General features: G+C 62.5%; 12 protein-coding genes and 1 pseudogene. 2 read left to right on the top strand and 11 right to left on the bottom strand.

Annotation, left to right across the window (positions count from 1 at the left end):
* Nucleotides 1–473: 473 nt before the first annotated feature.
* The 10 genes from F8N96_RS34280 to glgA all read right to left on the bottom strand — a co-directional run bounded on the left by F8N96_RS34280 (nucleotide 474) and on the right by glgA (nucleotide 14,799).
* Nucleotides 474–1,232 carry a PIG-L deacetylase family protein gene (locus F8N96_RS34280; RefSeq protein ID WP_150801558.1) on the bottom strand — a complete coding sequence of 253 codons (759 nt, stop codon included), beginning with the start codon at nucleotides 1,230–1,232 and terminating at the stop codon, nucleotides 474–476.
* 310 nt (nucleotides 1,233–1,542) lie between these two features.
* Nucleotides 1,543–2,142: an SAM-dependent methyltransferase gene (locus F8N96_RS34270; RefSeq protein WP_150801557.1), complete on the bottom strand. Its 600-nt coding sequence runs from the start codon at nucleotides 2,140–2,142 to the stop codon at nucleotides 1,543–1,545.
* Complete coding sequence (locus tag F8N96_RS34265; protein WP_150801556.1) at nucleotides 2,139–2,897, bottom strand: PIG-L deacetylase family protein; 759 nt, start codon at nucleotides 2,895–2,897, stop codon at nucleotides 2,139–2,141. The genes F8N96_RS34270 and F8N96_RS34265 overlap by 4 nt, the downstream gene beginning before the upstream one ends.
* Nucleotides 2,894–3,883: an acyl-CoA dehydrogenase family protein gene (locus F8N96_RS34260; protein WP_150801555.1), complete on the bottom strand. Its 990-nt coding sequence runs from the start codon at nucleotides 3,881–3,883 to the stop codon at nucleotides 2,894–2,896. The genes F8N96_RS34265 and F8N96_RS34260 overlap by 4 nt, the downstream gene beginning before the upstream one ends.
* Nucleotide 3,884: 1 nt before the next feature.
* Nucleotides 3,885–6,047 carry a glycogen debranching protein GlgX gene (glgX, locus tag F8N96_RS34255; RefSeq protein ID WP_150801554.1) on the bottom strand — a complete coding sequence of 721 codons (2,163 nt, stop codon included), beginning with the start codon at nucleotides 6,045–6,047 and terminating at the stop codon, nucleotides 3,885–3,887.
* A 112-nt stretch (nucleotides 6,048–6,159) separates the two neighbouring features.
* Complete coding sequence (locus tag F8N96_RS34250; protein ID WP_150801553.1) at nucleotides 6,160–6,513, bottom strand: DUF2934 domain-containing protein; 354 nt, start codon at nucleotides 6,511–6,513, stop codon at nucleotides 6,160–6,162.
* Between the two features lie 21 nt (nucleotides 6,514–6,534).
* A complete protein-coding gene (locus F8N96_RS34245) occupies nucleotides 6,535–9,330 on the bottom strand; it encodes a malto-oligosyltrehalose synthase (protein ID WP_150801552.1) in 2,796 nt (931 codons plus the stop codon).
* A complete protein-coding gene (malQ, locus tag F8N96_RS34240; RefSeq protein WP_150801551.1) occupies nucleotides 9,327–11,405 on the bottom strand; it encodes a 4-alpha-glucanotransferase in 2,079 nt (692 codons plus the stop codon). Before malQ ends, F8N96_RS34245 begins: the two co-directional genes overlap by 4 nt.
* The gene (treZ, locus tag F8N96_RS34235; RefSeq protein WP_150801550.1) at nucleotides 11,402–13,198 is read right to left on the bottom strand and encodes a malto-oligosyltrehalose trehalohydrolase; all 1,797 of its coding nucleotides are present in this window, start codon (nucleotides 13,196–13,198) and stop codon (nucleotides 11,402–11,404) included. The genes malQ and treZ overlap by 4 nt, the downstream gene beginning before the upstream one ends.
* A 14-nt stretch (nucleotides 13,199–13,212) precedes the next feature.
* A complete protein-coding gene (gene glgA, locus F8N96_RS34230) occupies nucleotides 13,213–14,799 on the bottom strand; it encodes a glycogen synthase GlgA (protein WP_150801549.1) in 1,587 nt (528 codons plus the stop codon).
* A gap of 570 nt (nucleotides 14,800–15,369) precedes the next feature.
* On the opposite strand from glgA, the pseudogene F8N96_RS35980 reads away from it, so the two are divergent.
* Nucleotides 15,370–15,524: pseudogene (locus F8N96_RS35980) on the top strand (hypothetical protein); the annotation flags it as partial.
* Nucleotides 15,521–16,351, top strand: a complete 831-nt coding sequence (nudC, locus tag F8N96_RS34225; RefSeq protein ID WP_150801548.1) for an NAD(+) diphosphatase — start codon at nucleotides 15,521–15,523, stop codon at nucleotides 16,349–16,351. The pseudogene F8N96_RS35980 and the gene nudC, both read left to right, overlap by 4 nt.
* On the opposite strand, the gene F8N96_RS34220 is transcribed toward nudC, so the two are convergent.
* Nucleotides 16,319–17,098, bottom strand: a complete 780-nt coding sequence (locus tag F8N96_RS34220) for a TSUP family transporter (RefSeq protein WP_150801547.1) — start codon at nucleotides 17,096–17,098, stop codon at nucleotides 16,319–16,321. The two genes, nudC and F8N96_RS34220, sit on opposite strands and share 33 nt — an antisense overlap.
* Nucleotides 17,099–17,532 lie beyond the last annotated feature (434 nt).

Below are 17,532 nucleotides of genomic sequence, written 5' to 3'. Positions count from 1 at the left end.
CTTCATGTATTACAACCGCACAAGGCTCCACAGCTACAACGGTTACCTATCACCGATAGCTATGGAGCAAAAGGCGGCATAAACACCGTAACCGGTGTCCGGAATTACTTGACCAGTTCAGCTTGCCGGCGAAGGCGTCTTCAAGGGCGCTGCAAGACTCGAGGCCGCCTTCGCTGGCAAGCCAGCGCCTACAGTAGATCACCGGTGTACACATGGATTGTGGTCAACGCCGAAACCTGTAGGAGCCGGCTTGCCGGCGAAGGCGTCTTCAAGGGCGCGGCAAGACTCGAGGCCGCCTTCGCTGGCAAGCCAGCGCCTACAGTAGATCACCGGTGTACACATGGATTGTGGTCAACGCCGAAACCTGTAGGAGCCGGCTTGCCGGCGAAGGCGTCTTAATGGGCATTGCAAGACTCGAGGCCGCCTTCGCCGGCAAGCCGGTCTCGCTCCCACAATTTGGATGGGGGGGTGGGTCAGACAAAGACAATTTCATACGGCAAGCGAATCCGCTCCAGCAATACCCGCGGCAGCAGCGGCGCGAGGCCGATGGCCGGTTCACCGTCGAGCTGGCTGGCGTAAGCGTGGGTGGCGTGGCTTTTGCGCGCGACGGTCCAGGTATCGAGCCGGATCTTGCGCGCGCGGTGCCAGGGGATCATGGCGCGTTCGCGGGTCGGCCAGTGCCAGGCCCGCAGCGGTACTTCATGAAATGTCGCACCCACCATGGCGGCAGCCCTGGCGCTGGCCCGGCCAACCGCCTCATGGTCATCATTGCCGTCCTCGCCCCACGTGCTGAACACCACATCGCCGGGGCGCAAGTAACGGGCGATGAACTCAGTCAATTGATGCTCCCGCCCGGCCAGGGCGTTGTCGGTGAAGCCGCCGCGAATCCACTTCAGGCTGTGCATCGGCAACCCCAGCCGACGCAAGGCTTCGACGCTTTCCTGGGGGCGAAACACACTCAGGCGTTTTTCCGACCACTGCTGCGACCCCGGATGGCTGGCGCTGCCGTCGCTCATCGAAATCAATTGCAGGGGATGCCCCAGGGTGCTGAGTAACTGTAGCAAGCCGCCGCAGGTCACGACTTCATCGCCGGGATGCGTCGCGATCACCACGGCACGCGCGCCGGGGGGGACCAGGGTTTCGGTGTTGATGACGGGGATGGTGTCCAGCTGAGGGGCGCTGTTCCAGATCTGTGCTGGTTGGCTGCTTTCATTGATGGAAACAGTTTTCATCGGGGCTACGTCCTTGTCCGGTTGCAATGTGCAGCGCTCCAAGCCCTGGATTGCCGAAAGCAGAGTATTGCTCATGTCAGGCTATTCGTCGCGTCGATGATCTATCTGGTACGTTTTTTATCTTCCTGTGTATTTGAGCGAGGCGGCCTATCCTTCTGAAGCGCACGCGTTCCCTGTAGGAGCTGGCTTGCCAGCGAAGGCGGCGGTTCAGTCAACATCATCGTTGAATGTGAAACTGCCTTCGCTGGCAAGCCAGCTCCTACATTGAATCGGCGTACACCGGCGGTCTTCACCACTGGAAAATCGTCCATCATCGCAAACCTTCCAGCGCCGCCACCGAGCGGGGTTCGCGGCTCCACAGTTCCAACAGGAAATCGGCCTCCTGATGCAGGACCAGGCGCGGCAAGTGCAAATGCTCGTGGAGCAGGTCGTGGACGTGTCGGGCATTGAGCGGGCAGGCATCGATCGACGGGCGCCAGTGGCAGGCCAGCAGTTGCCCGTCGGCGGTCAGCGATTGTGCGGCGAGTTCGATCAGGTGCTTGAGGTCCGGGGCGTCCAGGTAGTAGCCGATTTCGCTGAGCACGATCAGGTCGAACTGTTCGTTCGGCCACTCGCCCGGCAAGCGGCTCTGACGGACTTCGGCATGATCGAACAGGCTCAGGCGCGTGCGGGCCAGCGCCACCGCGGCGGCTGCGGTGTCGCAACACAACAGGCGGTCGCACCGGGTGGCCAGGCCGGCACTGAGTTCCCCATTGGCGCAGCCCGGCTCGAAAATGGCGCGATAACGGGGCCGGGGCAGCGCGGCCAGGGTGATGGCACGTTTGCGCTGTTCGTACCAACGATCGCGGAACGCCCAGGGATCGTCGCTACCTGCAAACAAGCCGTCGAAGTAGCGATCCTCGACGCTCATAGAAACACCACTTCGAAAGGTTGCAGCAACCGGTCCAGTACGTAGGGTGCCAGGACCGGCGGCAAGCCGATGTGCGGGTCGCCTTCCAACTGGCTGGCGAAGGCGTGCACGGCACGCCGCTTGCGCGCCACCTGATGGGGCGTGAGCAAGACTTTTCGTGCCCTGTGCCACGGCACGCCACTGTCATCGGGGGTTGCCCAGTGCCAGGTCCAGACGGGCAGTTCGTGCAGGGTGGCCCCGACGCGCCGGGCTGCCTCGGCGCTGGCACGACCCACGGCCTCGTGGTCGCAATGACCGTCTTCGCGCCAGGTGGTAAACACCACATCGCTGGCGCACAGGTGGCGTTCGATGAACGCGCTCAACTCCGCTTCCCGCGCCGCCACCCGACTGTCGGCGAACCCGCCGCGCAGCCATTTCAGACTGTGCAGCGGCAGACCGAGGCGGCGCAGGGCTTCAGCTGACTCCTGCGGGCGGACCGCGCTCAGACGTTCCACCGGCCAGCGTTCGGACCCCGGATGACTCGCGCTGCCATCGGTGACCGAGATCAACTGCAGCGCACGATTCGCCGCGGCGAGCAATTGCAGGAAGCCGCCACAGCCCAGCACTTCATCGTCAGGATGGGGGGCGATGATCACGGCCCGGGAACCCTGCGGTACCAGCGTCAGGATGTCGATCACCGGCAACTGCGCCAGCTGACTGGAGGTTTGCCACAGGTGCAGCGGCGTTCCCTGGCCGACGATTGGATTGGTTTTCATAAGCTCCATGTTCCGTTGATGACCTGTCGCCCCAGCGCGGCAAGGTCTCGTTCGGCGTGGCTTTGACGCAGGAACACCGGCAGGTCGGCGATCAGTCGGGCGAATTGGCGATCCTTGCAATAAGGACCGGCACCCAAGGCATGGCCGACATGCCGGATGACCTGTTCGGCACTGTGCTCGACCACCGCCCGCACGCGACGGGCCAGCAGTTCGGCGTCGTCCAGTGGTGCCGCGTCAATGCTCAGGGCACTGCTGCGCAGCACGTCGGCAGCGGCCTGCAATGCGCTGTCGACGGCCCCGAGGTGGGCGAGGGCATGGGGTTCTTCGCGGTGGGCGCACTGACTGCGCAGCCGTTCGGCAATGCTTTGGGCGGCGCCGTACCAACAGGCGGCAATGCCGATCCCGCCTTGCCAGAAGCCGGGGCGTTGAAGGTAGTGGCCGGGAGGGCCGATGGCATGCGCCCGGGCGCCGTCGAACAGCACGTCGACGCTGCCGGTCGCGCCCATGCCGACGGCGTGCCAGCCTTGATCGGTGATGGTCACACCGGGTTGATCCAGCGCCACCGCCACCAGCTGCTGTCGATCCTGCTCGTCCCAGGCGGTCAGCAAACCGTGGCTCAACACCGCAGCCCCTGAACACCAGGCCTTGCATCCGTTCAGTACAATCGATTGCTCCTGTGGGCTGACCTTTACCCGCGCCTGGGGCGGTTCGGCGGCCCACATGCCCCATGTACTGTCCGGTGTTGGCGAACCGCCGAGTTGCTGGATGATCGCCAGCGCATCGGTATGGCCCTCGTACAACTTGCACAACCCAAGGTCATGCCCGCCAACCTCGGCCAGCGCCTGGAAACGCTCCAGGGTCCGGCCACTGCCGGGCAGGGGAAGCCGGTCGAGACCTGCCTCCACCAGCGCCCGCAGGCACCGGCCTAACGCTTGGGTATCGGCGTAGTCCGGTGTCTGGCGATGCAGGAAGCCCTGGAGGTCCATTTCACTCGTCATCCTCACGGTGCAATTCGAACAGCAGCAGCGAACGCCCGGTAACCGAGTACTCGTGGCCGAACTCGAAGCGTTCCTGCCCACGAATGGAGGGTTGGTTGGTATCGATCATGCAGGTCCAGTAAGTGCCATCGGGTACTTCCGGGAGCAGGAAGTTGACCACGTCATGGTGAGCGTTGACCACCAACAGCAGGGTCGCATCGCCGCCCTTGCGGCGGATCCCGGTTTCCTGGGCGCGGCCGTCGAGCAGCATGCCCAGGCAGCGGCCATGGGCTTCTTCCCATTGTTCGATGGTCATCTCGCTGCCATCCGGCGCCAGCCAGGTGACGTCCTTGACCCCGATGTCTTCGTTGTAATTACCCACCAGGAAACGCCCGCGGCGCAGGATCGGGTACGCCAGGCGCAGCTTGATCAGGCGTTTGACGAACTTGAGCAGGGCCTTGCCGTCCTCGCTCAGGTCCCAGTTGACCCAACCGATCTCGCTGTCCTGGCAATAGGCATTGTTGTTGCCTTCCTGGGTGCGGGCGAACTCGTCGCCGGCCACCAGCATCGGTGTGCCCTGGGACAGCAGCAAGGTGGCGAAGAAGTTGCGCATCTGCCGCTGACGCAGTTCATTGATCTCGGGATCGTCGGTCGGGCCTTCGACGCCGTGGTTCCAGGACAGGTTGTTGTTGCTGCCGTCCTGGTTGTCCTCGTCGTTGGCTTCGTTGTGTTTGTCGTTGTACGAGACCAGGTCGTTGAGGGTGAAACCGTCGTGGGCGGTGATGAAGTTCAACGAGGCGTAGGGCCGCCGGCCCCGCTGGTTGAACATTTCGCCGGACGCGGTCATGCGGCTGGCGAAGTCCGCGAGCTGGCCGTCATCGCCTTTCCAGAACGCGCGCACGGTGTCGCGGAATTTGTCGTTCCACTCGACCCAACCCGGCGGAAAACCACCAACCTGGTAACCGCCGGGGCCGCAATCCCACGGCTCGGCAATCATTTTCACCTGGCGCAGCACCGGGTCCTGGCGACAGGCGACCAGGAAGCTGTGGCGTTCGTCGAAGCCCTCGTGGTAACGGCCGAGAATGGTCGCCAGGTCGAAGCGGAAACCGTCCACGTGCATTTCCGTGGCCCAGTAGCGCAGGGAGTCGGTGACCATCTGCAGCACACAGGGGTGACTCAGGTCCAGGGTGTTGCCGGTGCCGGAATCGTTGATGTAGTAGCGTTTGTCGTCGGGCATCAAGCGGTAGTAAGAGGCGTTGTCGATGCCGCGCATGGACAGGGTCGGGCCCTGTTCATTGCCCTCGGCGGTGTGGTTGTAGACCACGTCGAGGATCACTTCGAGATTGGCTTCGTGCAGGTGCGCGACCATTTCCTTGAATTCGGCGATCTTGCCGCTGGCCAGGTAGCGCGGGTCGGGGGCGAAAAACGCGATGCTGTTGTAGCCCCAGTAATTGGTCATGCCCTTGTGCAGCAGGTGCTGGTCATTGACGAAGGCATGGATCGGCAGCAATTCCACGCTCGACACACCGAGCTTGCGGATGTGTTCCAGCACGTCATCGACCATCAACCCGGCGAAGGTGCCCCGCTGGCTCTCGGGGACGGAGGGGTGACGCATGCTGATGCCGCGCACGTGTGTCTCATAAATGATCGTCTTGTCCCACGGCACGCTGACACGGTGGTCGTGCCCCCAGGTGTGGGCCGGGTCGATCACCTTGCATTTGGGCACGAAGGGCGCGCTGTCCCGCTCATCGAAGCTGAGGTCGGCGTCGGGGTGGCCGATGGTGTAGCCGAACAAGGCTTCGGACCATTTCAGCTCGCCGACCAGTTGTTTGGCATAGGGGTCGATCAGCAATTTGTTGTGATTGAAGCGATGGCCGTTGGCCGGGTCGTACGCGCCATAGACGCGGTAACCGTAGATCAACCCCGGATGCGCATCGGGCAGGTAGCCGTGGTAAATCTCGTCGGTGTATTCCGGCAGCTCGATGCGTTCCAGTTCGACTTCACCGGCATCATCGAAAATGCACAATTCAACCTTGGTGGCGTTGGCGGAAAACAAGGCGAAATTGACCCCCAAGCCATCCCAGGTCGCGCCCAGCGGGAAGGGCAAACCTTCACGGATTCGCGATGGCGTCTCGACGTGCGGTTCTGGCGCGGATTTCTTTGGACTGCTCATACATGCTCCTGCAAAAGGGGGACAATTCTCGGCTCTGGTTTTTTCAAGGGCGAGCGAGCCCTCGGTGGCGAGAGGGCTCGCCACGCATTCATTCAGAATAGGTAAGGAAGCGTCAGACCGCGGGCGGTTTTCGCGTGGCGCGAGGCTTTTTCACGGCGGCTTTTTCACCGGGCGGGATCACCGATGAGGCAGCGGCCGGCTTGGCCTTGGCCTTGGTTTTCGGTTCTGCGCCCTTGCCATCGAGCGTCTTGTCATTGACTAGCTTACCGTCGGGCTTTTTCGTCGCTGTCTTGGTCGCAGCAGCTTTGCCGCCTGCAGCTTTTGACGATTTGTTCGGTGACAGGGCTTCGGCTTCAGCCAGCTTGCGGGCCATTTCCCAGTGACGGGCGTCCTGTCCTTCGGGCTTGCCTTCCGATTCCCAGATCTGATAGGCAAACTCGCGGATGCGTTTATCGTCGGTACTCATCGCTATGCTCCTGAACTGCACTCAAGTGTCGGTAGTTTGGATAAAGAGATTGACCGGGAAGTCCCCCAGCGCAGCGCTGATCATCAGTTCCCCTTGGGTTGTGACTGCGGTGGCTGAAAAAAGTCCCTTCAAATGTATATCAGAGGTGGCAAACGGTAATTTGACCCGGGTATCGCCCCACAGCCGCGCATCGATCCGCGGTTCGGCACTGTTTTTCAGCAGCTCGGCGCAGCGTATCGGTACGATCACGATCGCCCGCTTTCCTTCCCCGGAGCGGGCAAATGCCAGCACCCGGTGGGCCTGGCTGCCAACAACTTCCAGGGCTTGATACGCCCCGCGCCGAAACAGCTCGGCGTGTTCGGCCCGCAGGTTCAACGCCTGGGCGATCAGGCTTTGCTTGATGCGCCCGTCCCGCCAGGTCGTCAGCAGCTCGGGCAAATCCGACGCGGCATGCAAGGCCTGTTGCCGATCAGCGTAATCCACCGGCCGCCGGTTGTCCGGATCCACCAAGGAGAAATCCCAGTACTCGTTGCCCTGATAAAGGTCCGGTATGCCCGGCACGGTCATGCGCAGCAAGGTTTGCGCCAATCCGTTGAGGGCGCCGGGTGCGGCGAGGGTGTTGACCGCCTTGCCGAGGGCGGCACGCAACAGTTCACCTTCGGGACTGAGCATCAGTCGTTGCAGGAATTGCTGCACCGCTTGCTCGTAAGCGTCGTTGGGCGCGCTCCAGCTGCTTTGCAACTTGGCTTCGCGCAAGGCTTTCTGTTGCCATTGCCAGAGTCGTTGAGTGTACGCCTCGATCGCTACTGGATCTTCACTGCGCAAATCCAGCGGCCAGCTGCCGAGGATCGCTTGATACAGGATCAACTCATCCCCGGTCGATGGCATCTGGTCGTCATCGCGCAGAGGTCGGGCCAGGGCTTGCCAGAGCGGCACTTGCTCGGCGTACCAGGCACTGCGTTCGCTCAGCACCGCCAGGCGCGCACGGGTGTCTTCGCCGCGTTTGTGGTCGTGGGTGGCGGTGGCCAGCAAATTATCGGGAAATGCTTCGAGTCGGCTGACACACACCGCGTGGAAATCGGCGACCGGCGCACTGAACTGTTCGGTGCTGAACCCCACGTCATTGCGTGACAGCAACACCGCCGAGCGATAGAACGCGGTGTCTTCCACCGCTTTGGCGGCGGCCGGCGAAGTCAACTGCTGGAAGCGTACGCAGGCGTGCTTGAGCATCTTGCGCTGGCGGCCCGCCGGACGTTTGCGCCAGGGTTCGCCACCGAGCCAACGGGCGAGGCAATCGAGCACCGGCCAGTCGGCCTCGCTGAGCGATTGCCGGGCGCCGTCCATGGCCTGCTGGAAAAACACATCGTCTTCGGCACTGCGGCCACGGGGGCTGATATAGGTGCGATACACCGGGAAGTGCACGATCAGTTCCTGCAACGCCCGTCGGATCGCGCCGAGGGTCAGGTCGCGGGTCATCAGGTCGTCCCGGGCGACTTGCAGCAGCGCCTGGGCGACACTTTCGAAGTCCCCGGCAAGAGAACCGTTAAGGATTTGCTGGCGGGCCAGTTGCGCTTCCTGGCGAAAATCGGCGGGCCGTTCGCTGTATCGGCTCCAGAGTCTGCCCAGGGTCTGGGCGCCTTCCGGGTCGTGTTGCAGCAGCGACAACTGGTTCATGAATTCATAACCGGTGGTGCCGTCGACGGACCAGTCGCGGTGCAGGGTTTCGCCTTCGCCGAGGATCTTCTCGACGAAGATCGGCAGGTGCCGCTGCGGTGACAGGCTGTCGACCCGGCGCCGCAACTTGCGGCAATAACCACGGGGGTCGGCCAGGCCGTCGATGTGGTCGATGCGCAGACCGTCGACCAGGCCGTCCGCCACCAGCTCGAAGATCTTCGCGTGGGTTTCTTCGAACACGGCTGGCCGCTCGACCCGCAGGCCGCCGAGTTCGTTGACATCGAAAAAGCGCCGCCAATTGATATCGTCCGCCGCTGTGCGCCAACTGGCCAGGCGATAGCTTTGGCGCTCGAGCAAGTCGTGCAGACGCTCGAACCCCTCGCGCGTCAGCGAATCATGGGCGTCCAGGTTGCGCTGGATCGCTTGCGCAATGGCCGGATCCGCGGCGAGTTCGCGCAGCTCTGCCTTGAGCGGGATCGCCAGGTTGTGCGCGTCCATCTGGTAGCTCAAGGTGCTGAAGCGGTCAGCGAGGGATTTGAGTTGCTCGGCCTGATCGGCATTCAGCGCGTCATCGGCCTTGAGCAGTTCGCCGTAACTCGTCGGGCAGACCGGGAAGTGATGCTCATAGTGCTCGACATGAAACGCGCCGTGCTCGGCATCGAAACGCAAGGGCAGGGTGCCGTCCTGCAGGGCGACGCCGTAATCGCTGCCGAGGAAGGGTAGCAGCAGCTGGCCTGCCATCAACGGATCGGGGGAGTGCCACTGGATATCGAAGAACTCGCCGTAGGGACTCAGCCGACCCCATTCCAGCAGGTCCAGCCACCAGGGGTTGTCGCCACCGCCGACCGCCATGTGGTTGGACACGATGTCGAGGATCAGCCCCATCCGGTGCTCACGCAAGGTGCTGACCAGGCGGCGCAGTGCCGCTTCGCCGCCGAGCTCCGGGTTGACCGTGGTCGGGTCGACCACGTCGTAGCCGTGCATGGAGCCGGGGCGCGCGCTCAGCAGCGGTGAAGCATAGAGATGGCTGATACCCAGGCTGGCGAAATAAGGCACAAGCGGCACCGCCTGATCCAGGGTGAAGCCTTTATGAAACTGCAGTCGCAGGGTTGCCCGCAACGGTTGGATAAGCGCTTGATTCATTGGTCACGCTCGGCCGCCTGGAGTCGCGCGCAGGCGAGCAGTTCCAGGCGCCGTGCGGCGTCCGGGTCATCGAGCAAGGTTTCGCTGTCACCGGGCAAGCGTCGCGACCAGTTGGGATGGGCGTCGGTCGTGCCGGGCAGGTTGGCCTGCTGTTCAATGCCCAGGGCATCTTCCAGCGGCAGCAGCACCAGCGGCGCCGGGGTATGGCCGAGGAAACGGATCGCGGCATCCAGCACCTGATCGGTTTCATGGGATTCTTCGCGGAAGTTCTGCGGGTCCTCGCTCAACACCCGGCGCAAGCCTTCGCGCTCGCGTTCGCGGTGCTGGCGCCATTCGATTTCACCCGTGGCATCGACCATGCCGAGACGGGCATTCCAGTCGATATCGTGGCCATGCCACCAGCCATTGAGGGTCGGTAAATCATGGGTGCTGGTGGTGGCCAGTGCGTTGTCCGGCCAGTCGAGCATCGGCTTGAAATGGGCGTTGTCCTGTTCGAACAACAGCACCCGCATGCCAAGGATCGAACGCGCAATGAGTTTTTCCCGCAGGCCTTCCGGCACGGTTCCCAGGTCCTCACCGAGCACGATGGCCTGGTGGCGATGGGACTCGAGGGCCAGCAAGCGCAGTAGGTCATCCACCGGGTAATACAGGTAGGCGCCGTCCGCCGGGGGGGCGTCGTTGGGAATCACCCACAGCCGTTGCAGGCCCATGACGTGATCGATGCGCAGGCCACCGGCATGGGCGAAGTTGTCCCGGAGCATTTCAATGAACGCCCGAAAACCGTTGCGTACCAGGCCTTCGGGGGAGAACGCGGAAATGCCCCAGCCCTGGCCGGTGCGGTTGAGGATGTCCGGTGGTGCGCCCACGGTCAGGGAGGCGAGCAACTCGTCCTGGCGACTCCAGGCCTGGCTGCCGCCGCCGTCGGCGCCCACCGCCAGATCGGCAATCAGGCCGATGCTCATGCCGCTGGCGCGGGCGGCGGTTTGTGCGCGTTCCAGGCAGCGGGTGATCAGCCATTGGCAGAAGGCAAAGAAGCCGATGCGGCCGGCGTTTTCTTCAGCAAACGCGGCGAGGGCGATGCTGCGCGGGTCGCGCCATTGTTCGGGCCATTCGCGCCAGTCGAGGCCTTCACCCTTGGCGGCGCGGGCTTCCTGGATGGCTTCGAAGCGGCAGTGATTTTCCAAGGCTTCGCCGCCAGCGTGGCGGAAGCTGCCGAAGTCGGCATGCAGTGGGTGTTCGCCCTGGACAAAGCCTTCGTAGAGCGCCTGCAACAGACGATGCTTGGCCTCGGCGGCCACCGGCCAATCGATCAGCGGCAACTCTTCCAGGTGCTTGAGTTCGGCGGCGAGCCCCGTGGCATCGATTGCCGTACGCACGGCGCGCTCGCCAAGAATGAGGCCCGGTGCGGCATAGAGGCTGTTGAGGAACAGACGGCTGGAGGGCGAATAAGGGCTGTAGCGATGGGTATCATTGGCAAACATCGCATGCAGCGGGCTGATCGCGATGGCTTCGGCACCACGCTCGCCAGCGACCCGGACCAGGTCTTCCAGGGCCTGGGTGTCGCCGAAGCCACCGTCGCCTGGACGGCGCAAGCCGTACAGCTGCACGCTCAGGCCCCAGGCACGGGGGATCGGGTTGTTGACGGCATCGCCGACGCTGTAGCAGCGAGCCGGGGCGACGGCCAGGGTAAAGGATTGTCCGTCGATGCTGACGTGTTGATAACCGACCGGAATCAGGCCGGGCAGAAACGCTTCGGCGTCCAGTTTCAAATTGAGCCGCGAGCCATCTTCGAGATGGACCTCGCAGGGCGTTTGCGGCTCGAAGTAATGCGCCAGATTGAGACCGACTCCGACGTCTGCGGTCATCAGCGGCGGCAGGTGACGGGTCTGTTGCACTTGCTGCAACTGCAGCAGGCTGGCGTCGATTTCCTGTGCGGAGCCGGCCGGGTGGCCGAGTCCGGTGAGGACGTTGCGCAAAACCGATGGGGCGACTTTCTGCGGGCGGCCGTTGGCGTCGATCCAGTCGACTGCCAAACCAGCTCGGCTGGCCAGTATTTCCAGTTGCGCATCACTCATTGGCGCTCTCCATCCGGGGGTAGCATAAGGGCTGCGGCCGTGAGGCTGACTAGCGCGCAATACGGGGCAAGCGTGCCCCGATCCAACAGGCCGGCCGACTGGGGGGGGTGTTCGAACAGCAGCGAAGCGTCGGCCTGTGGTGAGTGGACCACAGGCTTGTCGCTGAGGTTCAGGTCAATACGCAGCTGACTGCCATTACCCAGTTGCCAGCGCGCGGTCACCGCGCCCTCGGCCAGCACCTCGGCGCCCAAGGCAAAGGTACCCGGCAGGTTGGGAATGATGTGCTTGTGCCGAAGCCGCAACAGTTGGTGATACAGGCCCTGCATCGCCGATTGCCGGGTGGCGGTCAGTTTGGGCCGGGACGCCTCAAAGGTCTGTCGCGCGTTCGGATCGGGAATCTGCTCGCGTTTATGCGGATCGGTAAACGCGCTGAACGCGGCAAATTCGTTGCGTCGTCCTTCGCGCACCAGTTCCGCCAGTTCCCCGTGGTGACTGGTGAAAAACAGGAAGGGTTCTTTGGCGGCGAATTCATCGCCCATGAACATCAGCGGGATCATCGGCGACAGCAACAGCAGCGCAGTGGCGGCTTTCAAGGCCTCGGGGCTGGTCAGCTGATGCAGGCGTTCGCCAAAGGCGCGATTGCCGATCTGGTCGTGGTTTTGCAGGAACAGCACAAAAGCACTGGGCGGCAGATGGCCGCTGGGCTCTCCGCGGGGTGTCCCGTGGCGGGTGACGTGGCCCTGAAACACGAAACCCTGGCTCAGGCAGCGAGCCAGTTGCTCGGTGGGGTTGTCGGCATAGTCGGCGTAATAGGCGTCGGTTTCGCCGGTGAGCAACACATGCAGGGCATTATGGCCGTCATCGTTCCACTGCGCGTCGAAGCCTTCCTGCAGCAGGCTGGCCTGGTTGTGCTCGTTCTCCACCGTCAGCCACACATGTCGTGCCGGATCCGTCTGCTCACGAACCCGTTGCGCCAGTTCCTGGAGGAAGTCAGGGCTTTCAATGGCGTGGACCGCGTCCAGGCGCAGGCCGTCGAAGCGGTATTCGAGCAGCCACATCAGCGCGTTTTCGATGAAGAAGTCCCGCACCTCGCGCCGCCGGAAATCTATGGCGGCCCCCCAGGGGGTGTGCTTGTCTTCGCGGAAAAAGCCCTTGGCGTAGCGATGCAGGTAATTGCCGTCCGGGCCGAAGTGGTTATAGACCACGTCGAGAATCACCGCCAGGCCATGGCCGTGGGCGGTGTCGATCAGGTGCTTGAGTTGTTCCGGGGAGCCATAGGAGGACTGCGGTGCGTAGGGCAGGACGCCGTCGTAGCCCCAATTGCGGTCACCGGGGAACTGCGCCAGAGGCATCAGTTCGATCGCGGTAACCCCCAGTTCGACCAGGCGTGCCAGGTGCTTCTCGACCTCGCTGAAGCCGCCGAGGGCACCGACGTGCAATTCGTAAATCACCGCCTCGTTCCATGGCCGGCCCATCCAGGTGCTGTGTTGCCACCGATAGGCCAGGGGATCGACCACCACGCTGTGCAGGTGGATGTCACCGGCCTGGGCGCGGGAGGCCGGGTCGGGCACCTCCAGCTCCCCATCGATGTTGTAGCGGTAACGCGTGCCGGCGGGGCAGCGAGTGTTGATCACGAACCAGCCATCGGCCTGAGGCAATAGTGGCAAGGATTGTCCATCTTCCAGTTCGACACTGACAAAAAACGCATCTGGCGCCCACAAGGCAAAACGCGTGTGTTCTGCGTCCAGCATGATTGCGCCGTGGGGCCAGGTCTCAAGGGTCCGTAACGGCATCTATTGAAAACCTCTTACTGTCTGTGCGATTTACCCAGTGCTTTAGCCACCAGCTGTTCGTAAAGTTCGGCGTAGGGTTCGACCGCCTTGCACCAGTTGAATGGCGCGGTCATGGCGCGGCAGCGCATGGCATTGAGCAGGTCGGGGTAGGAGAATACCTTGAACGCCCGGCTCAGGGCTTCCTGGTAACTTTCAACCGTGGACTCGTCGAACAGGAACCCGGTCATACCGTTTTCGATGGTGTCGGCCAAGCCCCCGGTATTGCGTGCGACCGGCAATGACCCGAAGCGCTGGGCATACATCTGGCTCAGGCCGCAAGGCTCGTAGCGCGACGGCATCAGCAGGAAATCGCTGCCGGCGAACATGCGTCGGGCGTCGGTTTCATTAAAGCCGATGCGCACCCCGATTTGCCCCGGGAAACGCAGGGCCAGCTCACGCATGGCTTGTTCTTCTTCCGGCTCGCCACGCCCGATGATCGCGATCTGGCCGCCGGACTCGACGATGTATTCGGAGACGGCTTCGGTCAGGTCCAGGCCTTTCTGATAAACCAGGCGAGAGACCACGGCGAACAGCGGACCTTCGCTATCGTCCAGGCCGAACAGCTCACGAACGTGGGCGGCGTTGACGGCCTTGCCTTCCCAATCGCCGATTTCGAACGGGCAGAACAGGTGAGGGTCGGTGGCCGCATCCCAGCTTTCATCGATGCCGTTGGGGATGCCGCTGAGCAGACCTTGCTGGGTCTTGGCGGCGAGAAAACCGTCGAGGCCGCAGCCGAAGGCCGGGGTGGTGATTTCCTGGGCGTAGGTCGCGCTGACCGTGGTGATGTGGCTCGAATAGGCCATGCCGGCCTTGAGGAACGACATCTTGCCGTAGAACTCCATGCCGTCCTGCTGCAGCGCATGGGTGGGAATTCCCAGTTCCGGGCATGATCCCAGACTGGTCACGCCCTGATAAGCCAGGTTGTGGATGGTGAACAGGGTCGGGGTGCGCTGTCCACGCCAGTGCATATAAGCAGGCGCCAGGCCGGCAGGCCAGTCATGGGCGTGCACCAGGTCCGGGCACCAGTGGATTTGTGCGAGGTTGGCGGCGATATCGGCGGCCGCCAGGCCCAGTCGGGCAAAACGGATATGGTTGTCCGGCCAGTCGCGACCGTTGTTGGCGCCGTAGGGCGACCCTTCGCGCTCGTAGAGTTCAGGGCAGATCAACACGTAGATGACCAGGCCGTCGGGCATGTCCATGCGCCCGATCTTGCAGGGGGGCAGGGCGGCGTGGCCACCCAGCTCGCCAATGATATGAATAGGGTTTTCGCTGTGCAGGACCTGGGGGTATCCGGGAATCAGCACACGAACATCATGCAACTGCGCCATGGCCCGGGGCAGCGCTGCGGAAACGTCACCCAGGCCGCCGGTCTTTACCAGGTCGGCGATTTCGGAGGTGACGAACAAGACTTTCTTTCTATTGGGATTGTGCCTGGCAACCGGTGCCAGCGCCTTGGTGCCGGGGACGCTGATCGATTGGGCACCGCCCGCATTCACGACGCTCGACTCGCCGACCTGCTGATGAGCACGTTCTGCCTGAATATCTAAAGCCGCACTGATCATATGAATCTCCCGTATTGTTGATCTAATTCTTAGGTCTGGCAGACGATGTTCCGTGGCCAATTCATGTGGCCGGGCGCAAACGCGCTACGCATCGGTCAGCAAGTGCTGCCCATGCGCTGAAGCAGTAACGCTTGAAATGGACTTTGCAAGGATTGCACCAGCCGCAACACTCTTCCCTTTCAGGTGACCCGTCGCGACGGGTAAAAGTTTCGAGTTTTTTTGCACTTTATGACCGACCGGTTTTACCTCGCGGGAAGGAGTCTAGGCCAGAAGTTAGAGCGCGGGAGGCTGAATGGCAAAATTGTTCGACAATCGGTTCAAAGAGGTACGGGCGTCCCGTTTTAAGGGCGAAATGCACCGACGAAGGGCGGCTTTTCCGAGGATTTGGCGTCAAAAAATCTGCGAAATGTCATATTGTTGTGCAGCGCCGGGCGATGCTGGTGCACTGTTATGGTGCACTGTTATGGTGCGCGCCGAGCGCCTGCCGCCTCTGGCCGGGCCGCCCCCTTATGGTACAGCTTGCGGCCAGAGCGATAGTTCAGGCCTGGTTGTGGCCGCCGCCGTCGGCATTTACAACGCTTGCCGCGAATCATCGGTGACGGCATGCTGCGTGAAGTGACTACGCCACCCGGAACGCCGCCAAGCTGCAATCCACTGATCTGCGCGAGGATATGGCCGCCCCTATGAGCAAACAGAAACCCGAATTTCTGGATCGATTAAAATGACTTCACGCTGGACCACTGCAGTACTGGACACCGATCAACCCGGCGGCTGGGCCGTGGCGCGCAGCCCTGAAGGGTTTATGTACGATGACAATGGCGCGCTGTTTCCACGGGAATGGCTCAAGCGCCAGGACCTGTCGATCCTCGCCGAACACGGCATCGGTCATCTGGACGGTGAACCGGTTTATCTGCTGGAGTTGCGCAGTCCCGGCGAAGTGCCGGGCTGTAGCTGGAAAGGCTTGCGTGCCTTCATGCTCGAAGGCGACCCCGCGGTGTTCAAGGTACTCGGTTATGCCGCACAGATCGGCACCTGGGCTCGCGAGCATCGCTTCTGTGGCAATTGCGGGCAGGCGACCCGACAGGTCGTGCGCGAACGGGCGATGTACTGCGAGCCTTGCGATTTACGCTATTACCCGCGCATCTCGCCGAGCATGATCGTGCTGATCACCCGTGGCGACGAAATCCTGCTGGCGCGCTCACCGCGTTTTGTCACTGGGGTCTACAGCACCTTGGCGGGGTTTGCCGAGCCGGGAGAGTCGGCCGAGGACTGCCTGATTCGCGAGGTCCGTGAAGAGGTGCAGATCGAGGTCAGGAACATCCAGTACATGGGCAGCCAGTGCTGGCCGTTCCCGCATTCGATGATGCTCGGCTTCCATGCCGAATACGCCGGCGGCGAGATCGTGTGCCAGGAAGACGAGATCGAAGACGCCCAGTGGTTCAACGTCAACGTGCTGCCTCCGTTGCCGGCGTCACGCTCGATCGCTCGTTACCTGATCGACGTCTACGTGGCACGGCGCCTAGGCCACGCTGAACCAGTGCTGCCAGGCTAACCGCACGGTCAGGCCCAACACCACGGTAATGAACACCGGGCGAATGAATTTCGCACCGCCGCTGATGGCGGTGCGGGCGCCGAAGAACGCGCCGACCATCACCGACAGGCCCATGCTCAGGCCGATGATCCAGTCCACTTGCCCGGAAAATATGAACACCGACAGCGCCGCAACGTTGCTGACGAAATTCATGCTGCGCGCCACGCCGCTGGCCTTCACCAGATCGATTGGGTACATCAGCATCGTACTGACGGTCCAGAACGCGCCGGTGCCGGGACCTGCCACTCCATCGTAGAAACCGAGGCCAAAGCCTTGACTTGATTGCCACTTTTTCCTGATCGGAGCGTCGCTGTCCAGCGGCGCCTTCGGTGTGCCGCCGAACAATAGGTAGAGGCCGCAGGCAAAGACGATCACCGGGAGCATCTTGTTCAGCCATTCCGCGGGCAGGTAATGCGCGACCACTGCACCGGTCAGCGCCCCGACCAGGGTGCCGATGATGGCATGCACCCACTGCCTGGGGTGGAACAGCTTGCGGCGGTAGAAAGTGAAGCTGGCGGTGGCCGAGCCGAAGGTCGAACTGAGTTTGTTGGTGCCCAGCACCAGGTGCGGTGGCAGGCCGGCGGTCAACAGTGCCGGGGTGGTCAACAGGCCACCCCCGCCGGCAATGGCGTCGATGAATCCGGCAACAAAAGCGACAAGGGCGAGGATGGCCAGGGTGGTGAGGTCAACGCTGAGTTCGAAAGGCATGGAATCGGCTTATTCGGCAGGACGCAGGAGGAGGCTGCGGGGGAGGGCCGGTATCTTACCTATATCCATTGTCGTGGGCGACCGGGATTGTTTGTGTAAACGTCGGCAACCGCGATTGCTTTTGTAGGAGCTGGCTTGCCGGCGAAGACGTCTGGATGGGCGCTGCAAGGCTTGAGACCGCTTTCGCTGGCAAGCCAGCTCCTACAGGTCCCCTGCGTTTCGATGAATCGTGGTCAACGCCAAACCCTGTAGGAGCCGGCTTGCTGGCGAAGACGTCTGGATGGGCGCTGCAAGGCTTGAGACCGCTTTCGCTGGCAAGCTGAACTGGTCAAGTAATTCCGGACACCGGTTACGGTGTTTATGCCGCCTTTTGCTCCATAGCTATCGGTGATAGGTAACCGTTGTAGCTGTGGAGCCTTGTGCGGTTGTAATAC

The organism is Pseudomonas fluorescens (genome assembly GCF_902497855.1).
Lineage (GTDB): Bacteria > Pseudomonadota > Gammaproteobacteria > Pseudomonadales > Pseudomonadaceae > Aquipseudomonas > Aquipseudomonas fluorescens_BI.
Note: the sequence above shows the minus strand (reverse complement) of the source record. Positions and strands in the feature narration are given on the sequence as shown.

Coding starts and splice junctions, on each gene's coding strand:
- malQ (WP_150801551.1), bottom strand. CDS start 11,405: ATGAGTGATGCGCAACTGGAAATACTGGCCAGCCGAGCTGGTTTGGCA.
- F8N96_RS34265 (WP_150801556.1), bottom strand. CDS start 2,897: ATGAAAACCAATCCAATCGTCGGCCAGGGAACGCCGCTGCACCTGTGG.
- nudC (WP_150801548.1), top strand. CDS start 15,521: ATGACTTCACGCTGGACCACTGCAGTACTGGACACCGATCAACCCGGC.
- glgA (WP_150801549.1), bottom strand. CDS start 14,799: ATGATCAGTGCGGCTTTAGATATTCAGGCAGAACGTGCTCATCAGCAG.
- glgX (WP_150801554.1), bottom strand. CDS start 6,047: ATGAGCAGTCCAAAGAAATCCGCGCCAGAACCGCACGTCGAGACGCCA.
- F8N96_RS34250 (WP_150801553.1), bottom strand. CDS start 6,513: ATGAGTACCGACGATAAACGCATCCGCGAGTTTGCCTATCAGATCTGG.
- F8N96_RS34245 (WP_150801552.1), bottom strand. CDS start 9,330: ATGAATCAAGCGCTTATCCAACCGTTGCGGGCAACCCTGCGACTGCAG.
- treZ (WP_150801550.1), bottom strand. CDS start 13,198: ATGCCGTTACGGACCCTTGAGACCTGGCCCCACGGCGCAATCATGCTG.
- F8N96_RS34270 (WP_150801557.1), bottom strand. CDS start 2,142: ATGAGCGTCGAGGATCGCTACTTCGACGGCTTGTTTGCAGGTAGCGAC.
- F8N96_RS34280 (WP_150801558.1), bottom strand. CDS start 1,232: ATGAAAACTGTTTCCATCAATGAAAGCAGCCAACCAGCACAGATCTGG.
- F8N96_RS34220 (WP_150801547.1), bottom strand. CDS start 17,098: ATGCCTTTCGAACTCAGCGTTGACCTCACCACCCTGGCCATCCTCGCC.
- F8N96_RS34260 (WP_150801555.1), bottom strand. CDS start 3,883: ATGGACCTCCAGGGCTTCCTGCATCGCCAGACACCGGACTACGCCGAT.